This window comes from Streptomyces sp. NPDC003300, assembly GCF_040610915.1.
Taxonomy (GTDB): Bacteria; Actinomycetota; Actinomycetes; order Streptomycetales; family Streptomycetaceae; genus Actinacidiphila.
Genome location: NZ_JBEXNE010000012.1, coordinates 99,861 through 113,104, shown reverse-complemented (window position 1 = coordinate 113,104; position 13,244 = coordinate 99,861). Strand labels below are relative to the sequence as shown.

The window sequence follows — 13,244 nt, the reverse complement described above, 5'->3', positions numbered from 1 at the left end:
GGACCGTGAAACAGATCTTCGTCATCGGTATCGGGGCGGGCGACCCGGACCAGCTCACCCTCCAGGCCGTGCGGGCGATCGGCCGCACCGAGGTGTTCTTCCTGCTCGACAAGGGCGAGGAGAAGGCCGATCTGGTCGCGCTGCGCGAGGAGATCCTGCGGCGGCACGCCGTACGGCCGCACCGCGTGGTCGTCGCGCGCGACCCGGAGCGCGACCGGGAACGGACAACTCCCGGCTACGCGAAGGCGGTTGACGACTGGCGACGGCGCCGCGCCGACATCTACGAGCGGCTGATCGCCGCGGAACTGCCGGACGACGGCTGCGGGGCGTTCCTCGTCTGGGGCGATCCGGCCCTGTACGACAGCACGTTGGGCATTCTCGAAGAGGTGCACGGCCGGGGGAGGGCCGCGTTCGAGTGGACGGTCGTGCCCGGCGTCAGCAGCGTCTCGTCGCTGGCCGCCAAGCACCGCACGGGCCTCAACCAGGTCGGGCGGCCGGTGCAGATCACCACCGGGCGCAGGCTCGCCGACGGCGGGCTGCCGGACGGGGTGGACGACGTGGTGGTGATGCTGGACGCCCACCAGACCTTCGGACGTTTCACCGGCCAGGGGCTGGAGATCTACTGGGGCGCGTATCTCGGCACGCCCGACGAGATCCTGCTGTCCGGACCGCTGGACGACGCCCTCGCGCAACGGATCAGCGACGTACGGGCGCGGGCCAGGGCGCGCAAGGGCTGGATCATGGACACCTATCTGCTGCGGCGCGGCGTCCCCAAGTGACCTCGCCCGGCGCGGAGTCGAGGCATGTGCTGATCCTCGGCGGTACGGGGGAGGCCCGGCGGCTCGCGGAGCTGCTCGCGGCCGTTCCGGGGTTGGTGACGACGAGTTCGCTGGCCGGGCGGGTCGCGGAGCCCCGGCTGCCGGACGGCCGGGTCAGGATCGGCGGCTTCGGGGGAGCGGACGGGCTGGCCCGCTGGCTGCGCGAGGAACGGGTGGACGCGGTGGTCGACGCCACGCATCCCTTCGCCGCCGTCATCAGCGCCCACGCGGCCGAGGCGGCCCGCGCCGTACGCCTGCCGCTGCTCGTGCTGCGCCGGCCGGGCTGGGCGGCCGGTCCCGGCGACCGCTGGCACTGGGCCGACTCCGTCGCGGACGCGGCGGCCCTGCTGCCGGGCCTCGGGAGCCGTCCCTTCCTGACCACGGGGCGCGGCGACCTCGCGGCCTTCGCCGCGGCGTCCGCCACATTCCTGCTGGCACGCTCGGTCGACCCACCGGACCCGCCGCTTCCCCCGTACGTCCATGTCCTGCTGGCCCGCGGCCCGTTCACGGTGGAGTCCGAACGGGCGCTGCTGCGCGAGCACCGGATCGACGTCCTGGTCACCAAGGACAGCGGCGGCTCCGCGACCGCCCCCAAACTCACGGCGGCCCGTGAGGCGGGCATCCCCGTCCTGATCGTCCGCCGCCCGCCCCCGCCGGAGTCCGTCCCCGTCGTCGCGACCCCCGCGGAGGCCGTCAGCCTGCTGCGTGCCCCACGCAGGACCTGGCCTCCTCCGTGGGGGTGGCCGTCCCCGCGAGGACCTGGTCACGGTGGGTCCGCGCCGTGACCATCAGGGCGTCGAGGGTGTCGCGGGTGCGGACGAGGTCGTCGATATGGGCCGAGAGGCGGTCGCGCTCCAGGGCCATCCGGTCGAGGGCGGCGTCGGAGTTCTCCTCGCTGGGGGAGTCGACGCAGGGGAGCAGTTCGGCGATGGTGCGGCTGGACAGGCCCGCCGCGTAGAGGCGCTGGATGAAGGCGACGCGCTCGACCTCCTCGTCCGTGTAGTGCCGCTGCCCGCTGCCGCTGCGCACGCTGGTGAGCAGCCCCTGCTCCTCGTAGTAGCGCACGGACCGCACGCTGACCCCGGCCCGCGCCGCGAGTTCCCCGATCCGCACGATGTCCTCCCGGCTGTTCCCACCGCCCGGGCGGTGGCTCCCGGGCGGGCTATGGTCTGCGTCACAGAGCTTGCCTCTGACGTCAATGTCAGGTTTTAGCGTAGCAGTCGCGTCCGGGAGACCGGGCGATACGGAAGTGACGCGCTACGCATGAAGGAGCCCGACGTGACGAACCTCTTCACCAGCTACCGGCTCGGCGGTCTGACCCTGCCCAACCGGCTGGTCATGGCCCCGATGACCCGGGTCAGGGCCGCGGCGGGCGGGCTGGCGACACCGTCGATGGCGGCCTATTACGCCCAGCGGGCGACCGCCGGGCTGATCGTCAGCGAGGGTGTGCAGCCGAGCGCGATCGGGCAGTCCAACCCGGGCACGCCGGGGCTGCACACCGACGAGCAGACCGCCGCGTGGCGCCCGGTGACCGACGCCGTGCACGCCAGCGGCGGCCGGATCTTCGCCCAGCTCATGCACGGCGGCCGGGTCTCGCACCCCGACACCATCGGGACGCTGCCGGTCGGGCCCTCGGCCGTCGCCGCCGTGGGAGAGGTGTTCACCCCGACCGGCCCGCAGCCCGCCCCGACGCCCCGCGCCCTGGAGACCGCCGAGATCCCCGAGCACGCGCGGTCGTACGGCGACGCCGCCCGCCGCGCGGTCGACGCCGGGTTCGACGGGGTGGAACTGCACGGCGCCAACGGCTATCTGATCTCGCAATTCCTCTCGTCCAACGCCAACCTGCGCACCGACGGGTACGGCGGCTCGGTCGTGAACCGGATCCGCTTCGCCGTCGAGGCGGTCGCCGCCACCGTCGAGGCCGTCGGCGCGGACCGCACCGGCATCCGGCTCTCGCCGGGCGCCACCTTCTGGGGCGTCCGGGAGGACGACGTACCGGAGCTGTACGCGGCGCTGCTCACCGAACTGGCGGCGCTCTCACCGGCGTACGTCCACCTGGAGGCGACCGCCGACGAGGAGGTGCTGACCGCTCTGCGCCGGGCGTGGCCCGGCACCCTCATCATGAACCCCGTGCTGCCGATGGGCCCCAAGCAGACGGGCCGGGATGACGCCGACCACTGGCTCGCGCTGGGCGCCGACCTGATCAGCTTCGGCCGCGGCTTCATCGCCAACCCCGACCTGGTCGAGCGGCTGCGCGTCGGCCTGCCGCTGGCCCCTGTCGACGAGGCAACGTACTACCAGGGCGGCGACGCGGGCTATCTCACGTACTCCTCCCACCAGTACGCGGCCTGAGACCCTCGTCGGTCAGGCGGCCTCGACCGCGGGCCTGAGGACGTCCTCGCACCACCGCCGGAGCGTGGTGGGGGTGTCGACGGCGTGCTGCGGGGTGCGGGTGATCCCGTTGTCGAGGCCGCCGTCCTTGGCGATCGCCATGTCCAGCATGCCCTGGGCGATGGCCTCGGACATGCCCGCGCCGAGGAACCGCTCCTTGAACGGCCCCGCCGGGACCTGCTGGTAGCGGACCGGGAAGCCGAGGACGTCGGCCATCACGGCGGCCGTGTCATTCTGCGACAGGTCCTCGGGACCGAGCAGCGGTACGTCCTCCCGGCCGCTCCACGAGGGGTCGAGCAGCAGGCGGGCGGCGACGGCGGCGATGTCGCGGGTGGCCACTGTGGGCATCGCGCGGTCGGGGGAGAGCGCGTTGAAGAACACGCCCTGCGCCTTGATCACTTGGGCCTGGCGGAGCAGATTGTCCATGAAGCTGGGCAGATTCAGGGACCGGAAGGCCGCGCCGGTCTCCGCGAGCCGGTCGTCCAGGGCCAGCGTGGCCGTCACATGCCCGGCCCGGTCCGCGTAGGCGGTGCCGCGGCCCAGGGAGCTGACGCTGACGACGTGCTTGACGCCGTAGGCGCGGATCGCCTCGACGGCGGGCCGGGCGAAGTCGGAGTACACCTCGTCTAGGGTGGCCGCGTGGGGGTTGGGCGGCGGCAGCCAGAACAGCGCGTCGGCGCCGTCGAAGGCGCGGGCCACGGCCTCGGGGTCGCCGTGCGAGCCCTGGACCACCTCCGCGCGCTCGCGGACGTCGGCGCTCAGCCGGGCGGGGTCGCGGACGACGACGCGGACCGGCTCGTCGGCGGCGAGGACGCGGTCGACCACCTGGTGTCCGATATTTCCGGTAGGTGCGGTGATGACGATCATGAGTTCACTCCAGCGGCATGGGAAAAGGTCGCTCGAACAAGTAAACTCTACCGTACCGTTTACTTTTGAGGGTGCAAGCCGATGACCGAAGAAGGCGGGCCGCGACAGCGCGGGGAGCAGCGACGGGGCGAGGAGTTGCGGCGCCACATCCTGTTCATGGCCAAGGACGTGTTTCTCGAGGCCGGGTACGAGCGCGCCTCGATGGACGCCGTCGCCGCCCGCGCCGGGACGTCCAAGCGGTCGCTGTACGCGCACTTCGAGAACAAGGAGAAGCTGTTCCTCGCCGTCCTCGGACTCGTCCGCGAGCTCTACCTCGGCAGGCTGCGGACGCCCGACGCGTACTCCGCGGACCCCGCGGAGGCCGTCACCCTGTTCTGCGGGCGGTTCCTCCAGCTCATGACGTGGGAGTCGCAGGTGCGCACCTGTCGGCTGAGCATCGCCGCCGCCGCGTGGCTGCCCGCCAGTTCGCGCGCGTACTTCGACGCCATGTTCGCCACCACCCACGAACGGCTGGCCGCGTATCTCGTCGAGCACTACGGCATGGGACCCGAGGACGGCGCCGCCCTCGCCGAGGACCTGCTCGGCCGCACCGTGCTGCCGCGCGTCTTCCGCACCCTGCTCAACGTCGAGGACGCGACCACGGGCATGCCGGAGGACGACGCGCTCGCCGCGAGCGTCGACCTGCCCGCCATCCGCCGGGTGGTCGCGACGGCGCTGCCCGCCGCCGAGGACTGACGGCTACCGGTGTTCGCGCCGAGACGCGGTCCTCACGCGCAGGACGGGCACACGCCCCGGTAGGTGACCTCGAACGCCGAGACGGTGAAACCGAAGCGCTCCTCGGGCGGCAGGTCCGCCAGCGGGTCGCCGGTCGGGTGGACGTCCCGGATCGTGCCGCAGCGCGAGCACACCAGGTGCTGGTGGGCGTGGTGCGCGTTCGGGTCGTACCGCTTGGCGCGGCCGTCGGTGGAGACCTCGATGACCTCGCCGAGCGCGACCATCTCGCCCAGGGTGTTGTAGACGGTGGCCCGCGAGATCTCCGGCAGCCGCCCGGCCGCGCGGGCGTGCACCTCGTCGGCCGTCAGGTGGACGTGGTCGCCGTCGAGAACCTCGGCGACGACGCGCCGCTGGGAGGTCATCCGCCAGCCGCGTCCGCGCAGGCGCTCCAGCAGGTCACTCATGTCGGTTCACCTATTCAGGTTCGGCGGGATGCCCGAAGTTTACTCATGGGCGTCCGGAGTCTGATGGGATATGAGCTTGGCCCGCTTCTTGACTTGGACACAGTCCATCGTAGGATCGGTTCCGGCGATAGCCAAGGGACAGGAAGCCCCCAGCAGGGCAGGAGACGGAGACGTGACGGGACCACCGCCGTGAAGTCGCGCGGCGTCGGCCTGAGGGTGGGGACCGCCCGCGTCACGGCCACCGCCCGCCCGACCGTGTCCGATGACCCTGGCTCGTCGTTCGACTTGTCGCCCGACGAACCGCGGTCGTCTCCCGGGGCCGAGCGCCCCGACTGTTCCATTTCCCCGCAGTTCCTGAGCACCGTGATCCGCCTGGTCCGGAAGGATTCCCATGTCTGAGAACCATGATGCAATCGTCACTGACGCGAAGGCGGAGGGCGGGGGTGGCTGCCCGGTCGCGCACGGACGCGCGCCGCACCCGACTCAGGGCGGCGGAAACCGCCAGTGGTGGCCCGAGCGGCTCAATTTGAAGATCCTTGCCAAGAACCCCGCCGTGGCCAACCCGCTCGGCGAGGACTTCGACTACGCCGAGGCGTTCAAGACCCTCGACCTCGTGGCGGTCAAGCAGGACATCGCGCAGGTGCTGACCAGCTCCCAGGACTGGTGGCCCGCCGACTTCGGCAACTACGGCCCCTTCATGATCCGTATGGCGTGGCACAGCGCGGGCACGTACCGCATCAGCGACGGCCGCGGCGGCGGCGGCGCGGGCCAGCAGCGCTTCGCCCCGCTCAACAGTTGGCCGGACAACGCCAACCTGGACAAGGCCCGCCGTCTGCTGTGGCCGGTCAAGAAGAAGTACGGCCAGAGCCTGTCCTGGGCCGACCTGATGATCCTCACCGGCAATGTCGCGCTGGAGCAGATGGGCTTCGAGACCTTCGGCTTCGGCGGCGGTCGCGCGGACGTCTGGGAGCCCGACGAGGACGTCTACTGGGGCCCCGAGACCACCTGGCTCGGCGACGAGCGCTACACGGGCGACCGCGAGCTGGAGAACCCGCTCGGCGCCGTCCAGATGGGCCTGATCTACGTCAACCCCGAGGGCCCCAACGGAACGCCCGACCCGCTGGCCGCGGCCCGCGACATCCGTGAGACCTTCCGCCGGATGGCGATGAACGACGAGGAGACCGTCGCGCTGATCGCGGGCGGCCACACCTTCGGCAAGACCCACGGCGCGGGACCGGCCGACAGTGTCGGCGACGACCCCGAGGCCGCCTCCGTCGAGCAGCAGGGCCTCGGCTGGAAGAACAGCTACGGCACCGGCAAGGGCGGCGACGCGATCACCAGCGGTCTCGAGGGCATCTGGACCAACACCCCGACCGCCTGGGACAACAGCTTCTTCGAGATCCTCTTCGGCTACGAGTGGGAGCTGTTCCAGAGCCCCGCGGGCGCCAACCAGTGGCGGCCGAAGGAGGGCGCGGGCGCCGGCACCGTACCGGACGCGCACGACGCGTCCAAGAGCCACGCCCCGACGATGCTCACCACCGACCTCGCGCTGCGGGTCGACCCGGCGTACGAGCAGATCTCGCGGCGCTTCTTCGAGAACCCCGCCGAGTTCGCGGACGCCTTCGCCCGCGCCTGGTACAAGCTGACCCACCGCGACATGGGCCCGGTCGTGCGCTACCTCGGTCCCGAGGTCCCCTCCGAGGTGCTGCTGTGGCAGGACCCGCTGCCCGCCGCCACCCACGAGCCGCTCGACGCCTCCGACATCGCCGCCCTCAAGAGCCAGATCCTCGGCTCCGGGCTGTCGGTGGCCCAGCTCGTCTCCACCGCGTGGGCCTCGGCCTCGTCCTTCCGCGGCAGCGACAAGCGCGGCGGCGCCAACGGCGCGCGCGTCCGTCTCCAGCCGCAGATCGGCTGGGAGGTCAACGAGCCCGACCAGTTGGCGACCGTGCTGCGCACCCTGGAAGGTGTCCAGGAGTCCTTCAACGCCGCCCAGAGCGGCGGTAAGGGGATCTCCTTCGCCGACCTGATCGTGCTGGCCGGTGGCGTCGGCGTCGAGCAGGCCGCCAAGGCGGCCGGGTTCGACATTCAGGTGCCGTTCACGCAGGGCCGCGTGGACGCGACCCAGGAGCAGACCGACGTCGAGTCGTTCAGCGCCCTGGAGCCGACCGCCGACGGATTCCGCAACTACCTCGGCAAGGCCAACCGGCTGCCCGCCGAGTACCTGCTGATCGACAAGGCGAACCTGCTGAACCTGAGCGCCCCCGAGCTGACCGTCCTCGTCGGCGGCCTGCGCGTCCTGGGCGCCAACTACCAGCAGTCCGCCCTCGGCGCCCTCACCGAGACCCCCGGCACGCTGACCAACGACTTCTACGTCAACCTGCTCGACCTGGGCACGACGTGGAGCGCGACGTCCGAGGACGCGAACACCTTCGAGGGCCGCGACGCCTCCGGCGCGGTCAAGTGGACCGGCACCCGCGCCGACCTGGTCTTCGGCTCGAACTCCGAGCTGCGCGCCCTGGCGGAGGTCTACGCGAGCGACGACGCGAAGGAGAAGTTCGTCAACGACTTCGTCGCGGCGTGGGCCAAGGTCATGGACCTCGACCGGTTCGACCTGGTCTGAGAACGGTGCCTCCGGGGCACCGCGTGAGGACGCCTGACCGCGTCTGACGCACATCCCGGCCACGACGTCCGGGGCGGTTCGCAGAAGCCGCCCCGGACGTCGCTGTGTGCGGGGCCCTTTCGGCCGCCGGGTGCCCAGGCGCCCAGCGGCCCGGGGGCTCAGTCCTGGGCGAGCACCGCGCGGATCACATGCCGGGCGTTACGCGCCATCGTCGGATTCGTCTCGCGGTAGTACGGCAGCGCGTTCACCGCCTGGGAGAGCGCCCGGCCCCGCCCGCGCCTCCACGTCGCGTCGTCGACGCCGAGCGCGCCGCGCAGGACCTCCCGCGCGTCGGGCGGCAGCAGATTCCACGCGGGGAACAGGTCACAGGCCGGATCGCCCACGCCCGCGCACCCGAAGTCGATCACCGCGGTCAGCCGGCCCCCCGACACCAGCAGATTGCCCGGCATCAGATCGGAGTGCACCCACACCGGCGGCCCGTCCCAGACGGGCGCGCGCAGGGCGTCCTCCCACATGGCGGTCAGGCCGTCGCAGTCGACGCCCTCCTGCGGAATCCCGCGCAGTCGCGCGATCGCCGACCGGGTCGACGCGTCGTGGTGGGCGAGCGGTTCGCCGCGATAGGCGGGCGGCGGGTCCGGCAGCGTGACATCCCGCATCGCCCGCACGAATCCGGCGATGTCCTCCGCCAGGCGTACGGGTTCGCTCAGCGCCCCCGCCTCGGGCGGCTCGCCGTCCAGCCACCGGTACACCGACCACGGCCACGGATACCCCCGCGCGGGCTCCCCGGCGCCGAGGACTTCGGGAACGGCCGCGGGCAGCAGGGGCGCGAGCCGCGGCAGCCACTCCTGCTCCAGCGCGACGTCCCCGGCCCCGCCCGCCACGAGCGGCAGACGGACCACCATGTCGTCGCCGAGCCGGTACATCGCGTTGACCGTGCCGCCGGACGGGAACCGCCGCACGTCGAGCCCCGCCCACCGGGGGAACTGTTCGGCCACCAGCCGCCGTACGAGGTCGGCGTCGATGGGGTGCAGGTCAGGGTGCATGGGCGGGGTGGTCATGGGGCGTCATACGACCGCGCGGCGGCGGCTCCCGTCAACCGCTTTTCCCCCCTCGACGGCCCGCCGCGCGGGCGCCCCGCCGGGGGCCGGCGAGGGGGGCCCGATCCCGCCCCCGCAATCCATTTGCCATTCCTTTACTATGGCTCGGTCGGTCCGCCCGCGACCCTGGTAGGAGCCGCGGTCGCCGCCGACCCGGCGAACGCGCCGCGCCGCCCGACCGCCCGACCAATACCGGTCGGCCGGACGCCGTTCACACGACACGTCCCGTCCCCCTTGGAGCACGCAATGCAGCACACCGTCCACGCGCGCAAGACCCCGCTCCCGGGGGTGGGCATCCGCTACGACGTGTCCACCGACGCCGGTCGGCACCTGTCGGTGGTCGTGCACCACGACGGGCGGCGCACCCTGGCGTTCCACGACCCGGAGGACGACGACGCCTGCAAGGACGCCGTGGTCCTGGAGCCGCACGAAGTGAGCGCGCTCGCCGAACTGCTCCCGCCCGACCCGGTCGCGCACCTGCGCCAGCACTTCGAGATCGACCTGGTCACCGAGCACATCACGGTGAGCAAACGGTCGCCGTACGCGGGCCGCACGCTCGGCGACACGCAGGCCCGTACCCGTACCGGCGCCTCGATCGTCGCCGTGCTCCGCCGGACGGCCGCCGTGCCGTCGCCCACTCCCGACTTCCGCTTCGCGGTCGGCGACATCCTTGTCGTCGTCGGCACCCGCGAAGGTGTGGACGCCGTCGCGGAACTGATCACAGGAGGATAAGAGCCTGTGCACGACACGACCGACATGCTCATCGAGCTCGGGGCGATCATTCTCGCCCTGGGCATCCTCGGCCGCCTCGCGGGACGTGTCGGCTTCTCGCCGATTCCCCTCTATCTGCTCGCGGGGCTGGCCTTCGGCAAAGGCGGGCTCATCCCGCTGCACGCCAGTGAGGACTTCGTGGCCACCGGCGCCGAGATCGGCGTCGTCCTGCTGCTTCTGCTGCTCGGCCTGGAGTACAGCGCTTCGGAACTCGTCACGAATCTGAAAACGCAGTACCCCTCGGGCGCGGTGGACTTCGCGCTCAACGCCGTACCCGGCGCGGTGGCCGCGCTGCTGCTGGGCTGGGGTCCGGTCGCGGCCGTCGCGCTGGCGGGCGTGACGTGGATCTCCTCGTCGGGTGTGATCGCCAAGGTCCTCGGGGACCTCGGCCGTCTCGGCAACCGTGAGACCCCGCTCATTCTGGGTGTGCTGGTCCTCGAAGACCTCTCGATGGCGGTCTATCTGCCGATTCTGAGCGCCCTGCTGGCGGGCGTGAGTCTCGCGGGCGGCACCCTCACACTGCTGATCTCGCTCGGCACGGTCGGGATCGTCCTGTACGTGGCGCTGCGCCACGGGCGGCTGATCAGCCGCGCGGTGTCGTCGGACAACGCGGAGATGCTGCTGCTGGTCGTGCTCGGCCTGACGCTGCTGGTGGCCGGTGTCGCCCAGCAACTCCAGGTCTCCGCCGCCGTCGGCGCGTTCCTGGTCGGCATCGCGCTCTCCGGTGAGGTCGCCGAGGGCGCGAGGAGTCTGCTGACTCCGCTGCGGGACCTGTTCGCGGCGGTCTTCTTCGTCTTCTTCGGCCTGAGCACCGTCCCGTCCGACATCCTGCCGGTCCTGGTCCCCGCGCTGATCCTGGCCGTCGTCACGACCCTCACCAAGGTCGCCACCGGCTGGTACGCGGCGCGCAGGGCCGGAATCCGGTCCGCCGGACGGTGGCGGGCGGGCGGCACGCTGGTCGCGCGCGGCGAGTTCTCCATCGTCATCGCGGGACTCGCGGTCGGTGTCGAGCCCCGGATCGGGCCGCTGGCCACCGCGTATGTGCTGATCCTGGTCGTCCTCGGCCCGCTCACCGCCCGCTGGACCGAGCCGATCGCCCGCAAACTCACCGAGGCCATCGGCCCGTACGCGCGCCGCCGCGCCGCGCTCCCGGCCGCCGCCGCGTCCCCCGGCCCGGCCGAGGAACAGATCGACACGACGGCCACGCGTTCCTGAGCGCCCCGCCCGCTCCGCGACGACGGCTCACTCGTGCCGCTGGGCGCGCACCAGCACCTCCCCGGCGTCCGTCCGGTAGTAGAGCACCGACCGCCCCGCGCGACGGCGCCGGATCAGACCGGCGTCGAAGAGCACCTTCAGATGGCGGCCGACGGAGCCGAGTCCCTGGCCGGTGAGCGCGACCAGTTGGGTGGTGCTCTTGGGGGAGTCCAGGAGGACGAGGACGGCCGCGCGCCCCGGCCCGAGCAGCGCGCGCAGGGCGTCCGGCGCCGAGGGCCGGTCCGGCTCGGCCAGTACGCCCGCGCACGGGTAGATCACGGCGTAGCGGTGCGGCTGGTCCCAGGAGACCCAGCTGCGGCGCGGGGTGACCGGCACGAACAGCAGCCGCGCCCCGGAGACCTCGCGCGGCGGATTGTCGTACGCGTTGATCTGAAGCCGTCCCTCGCCCAGCCAGCGCATCCCCGGCCGCATGTCGTCCAGCGCCGCCGTCCAGCCGCCCTGGCTCAACTGCCGGGTGCGCGCCACGATGTCGGCCTCGAGAACGCGGCGCCGCCGGGGCCAGTACGGCAGGACCGTCTCCGTCCACACCCACCGCATCACATCCGCGGCCCGCCGGGGCACTTCGGCCTCGGGCAGCCAGGCGGGCAGCGGTCCGCCCAGCGATATCGCCAGGTCGGCGCGGGCGACGTCGGCCGGGGTCGTACGGATACGGTCCAGCTCCGCCTCGATCGACGGCTCGCCCTCGGCCCGCGGCGGGGGGATGAGGAAGTCCGCGATCCAGGTCGGCCGGAATCCGGCCCCGACGATCAGCGCGGCGACCGGGTCCTCGGCCAGGCGGCGCCGGTACGCGGACCGGTGGGCGCGCAGCCACGCGCTCTCGCCGGGGTGCGCGGCCGTGCCGCCCGCCAGGTCGAGCAGGCTCGCGACGGTCTCGGCCAGCGGGGAGACGACGAAACGGCCTCCCGCGAGGGTGTCCGCGTTGACCAGCCACCAGCCCATCGTTTCGCCTCCCCGCGAAACTCTAACGCCGGGCCGGCCGGGCCGCGGAGACTCCCCGTCCATGCGCACCTACCGAGAACTCTTCCGCGCCCCGGAGTTCACGCCGCTGTTCGCGACCGGCTCGCTGTCGACGGCCGCGTCCACGGTGAGCGGTCTCGCGCTGGGCACGCTGATCTACACGGCGACCGGCTCGCCGCTGCTGTCCGCCCTGGCGATGTTCGGCCCGGCGCTGGCCCAGGTCGTCGGCGCGACCACACTGCTGTCGGCCGCCGACCGGCTGCCGCCGCGCGCCGCGACGGCCGGGCTCGCCCTGCTCTTCGGCCTGTGCACCGCCGCCCAGGCCGTGCCGGGACTGCCCGTGTGGGCGGCCTTCGCCGTACTCCTCGGCGAGGGGCTGATCGCCTCACTGGGCGGGGGAGTGCGCTACGGGCTGCTCAACGAGATCCTTGAGCGCGACGGCTATCTGCTCGGCAGGTCCGTGCTCAACATGTCGGTCGGCGCCACGCAGATCTGCGGCTTCGCCGTCGGCGGGGTCCTGGTCACCGTGCTGTCCCCGCGCGGCACCCTGCTGGCCGGCGCCGCGCTCTACCTGGCCGCCGCGGCCGTCGCCCGGCTCGGCCTGAGCGGTCGCCCGCCGCGTACCGCGGGACGCCCCTCGGTCGCCGACACCTGGCGCACCAACGGCCTGCTCTGGTCGTCCGTGCCCCGCCGCTACGTCTACCTCGCCCTGTGGGTGCCCAACGGGCTCATCGTCGGCTGCGAATCCCTCTACGTCCCCTACGCGCCCCGGCACGCCGGGCTCCTCTTCGCCAGCGCGGCCCTCGGGATGCTCGCGGGCGACACCGTCACCGGCCGCTTCCTGCCCCGCCGTTGGCACGAACGCCTCGGCGCGCCGCTGCGGCTGCTGCTCGCCGCCCCCTACCTCGCCTTCGCCCTCCACCCCGCCCTGCCGCTTGCCGTGACCGCCGTCGTCCTCGCCTCCGTCGGCTACTCCGCGAGCCTCCTCCTCCAGGAACGGCTCATGTCCCTCACCCCCGACGCCCTCAGCGGCCACGCCCTCGGCCTCCACTCCTCCGGCACGCTCACCCTCCAGGGCGTCGGCGCCACCCTGGCGGGCGCTGTCGCCCAGCGCACCTCACCCGCCACCGCCATGACCGTGATGGCGACCGCCTCCGTAGCCGTCACCCTCGCCCTGGCCCCCGGCCTGCGCCCGCTCCCCACCGCTGAAGGTCCGGCCCTCGGCGAGACCCCGGCGCGGAGCCCGTCCGCCTGACCGGGCCCGGCGGGA

At 72.7% G+C, this 13,244-nt stretch carries 13 protein-coding genes; 8 read left to right on the top strand and 5 right to left on the bottom strand.

Annotated features, from left to right (window positions below):
* The first annotated feature begins 5 nt into the window (after positions 1–5).
* Entirely contained in the window at positions 6–779 is a 774-nt protein-coding gene (cobF, locus tag ABZX65_RS19450) for a precorrin-6A synthase (deacetylating) (protein ID WP_355341013.1), read from the top strand.
* A complete protein-coding gene (locus ABZX65_RS19445; protein ID WP_355341010.1) occupies positions 776–1,603 on the top strand; it encodes a cobalt-precorrin-6A reductase in 828 nt (275 codons plus the stop codon). The genes cobF and ABZX65_RS19445 overlap by 4 nt, the downstream gene beginning before the upstream one ends.
* Here the strand turns inward: ABZX65_RS19445 and ABZX65_RS19440 are convergent.
* Positions 1,512–1,931 carry a MerR family transcriptional regulator gene (locus ABZX65_RS19440; protein WP_355341007.1) on the bottom strand — a complete coding sequence of 140 codons (420 nt, stop codon included), beginning with the start codon at positions 1,929–1,931 and terminating at the stop codon, positions 1,512–1,514. The genes ABZX65_RS19445 and ABZX65_RS19440 overlap by 92 nt on opposite strands.
* 165 nt (positions 1,932–2,096) lie before the next feature.
* Here ABZX65_RS19440 and ABZX65_RS19435 point away from each other — a divergent pair, with 165 nt between their 5' ends.
* Positions 2,097–3,170: an alkene reductase gene (locus ABZX65_RS19435; RefSeq protein ID WP_355341004.1), complete on the top strand. Its 1,074-nt coding sequence runs from the start codon at positions 2,097–2,099 to the stop codon at positions 3,168–3,170.
* A gap of 12 nt (positions 3,171–3,182) precedes the next feature.
* Here the strand turns inward: ABZX65_RS19435 and ABZX65_RS19430 are convergent, their stop codons facing one another.
* Positions 3,183–4,076, bottom strand: coding sequence for an NAD(P)H-binding protein (locus ABZX65_RS19430; protein WP_355341001.1), 894 nt, complete (start codon positions 4,074–4,076; stop codon positions 3,183–3,185).
* Between the two features lie 81 nt (positions 4,077–4,157).
* Between ABZX65_RS19430 and ABZX65_RS19425 the strand changes: the two genes are divergently transcribed.
* A complete protein-coding gene (locus ABZX65_RS19425) occupies positions 4,158–4,811 on the top strand; it encodes a helix-turn-helix domain-containing protein (protein ID WP_355340998.1) in 654 nt (217 codons plus the stop codon).
* Between the two features lie 32 nt (positions 4,812–4,843).
* On the opposite strand, the gene ABZX65_RS19420 is transcribed toward ABZX65_RS19425, so the two are convergent.
* On the bottom strand, positions 4,844–5,254 hold the full coding sequence (locus tag ABZX65_RS19420; RefSeq protein ID WP_188281148.1) for a Fur family transcriptional regulator: 411 nt from the start codon (positions 5,252–5,254) through the stop codon (positions 4,844–4,846).
* A gap of 391 nt (positions 5,255–5,645) precedes the next feature.
* Between ABZX65_RS19420 and katG the strand changes: the two genes are divergently transcribed.
* On the top strand, positions 5,646–7,874 hold the full coding sequence (katG, locus tag ABZX65_RS19415; RefSeq protein ID WP_355340995.1) for a catalase/peroxidase HPI: 2,229 nt from the start codon (positions 5,646–5,648) through the stop codon (positions 7,872–7,874).
* 158 nt (positions 7,875–8,032) lie between these two features.
* Here the strand turns inward: katG and ABZX65_RS19410 are convergent, their stop codons facing one another.
* A complete protein-coding gene (locus ABZX65_RS19410) occupies positions 8,033–8,932 on the bottom strand; it encodes an aminoglycoside phosphotransferase family protein (RefSeq protein WP_355340992.1) in 900 nt (299 codons plus the stop codon).
* A gap of 285 nt (positions 8,933–9,217) precedes the next feature.
* On the opposite strand from ABZX65_RS19410, the gene ABZX65_RS19405 reads away from it, so the two are divergent.
* Positions 9,218–9,703 (top strand): cation:proton antiporter regulatory subunit, encoded by a 486-nt coding sequence (locus ABZX65_RS19405; RefSeq protein ID WP_188281150.1) that lies wholly within the window; start codon positions 9,218–9,220, stop codon positions 9,701–9,703.
* A 6-nt stretch (positions 9,704–9,709) separates the two neighbouring features.
* Positions 9,710–10,957: a cation:proton antiporter gene (locus ABZX65_RS19400; RefSeq protein ID WP_355340988.1), complete on the top strand. Its 1,248-nt coding sequence runs from the start codon at positions 9,710–9,712 to the stop codon at positions 10,955–10,957.
* A gap of 27 nt (positions 10,958–10,984) precedes the next feature.
* On the opposite strand, the gene ABZX65_RS19395 is transcribed toward ABZX65_RS19400, so the two are convergent.
* Positions 10,985–11,956, bottom strand: a complete 972-nt coding sequence (locus ABZX65_RS19395) for a winged helix-turn-helix domain-containing protein (protein WP_355340985.1) — start codon at positions 11,954–11,956, stop codon at positions 10,985–10,987.
* A 61-nt stretch (positions 11,957–12,017) separates the two neighbouring features.
* On the opposite strand from ABZX65_RS19395, the gene ABZX65_RS19390 reads away from it, so the two are divergent.
* Positions 12,018–13,229 carry an MFS transporter gene (locus ABZX65_RS19390; RefSeq protein WP_355340982.1) on the top strand — a complete coding sequence of 404 codons (1,212 nt, stop codon included), beginning with the start codon at positions 12,018–12,020 and terminating at the stop codon, positions 13,227–13,229.
* The last annotated feature ends 15 nt before the right edge of the window (positions 13,230–13,244 follow it).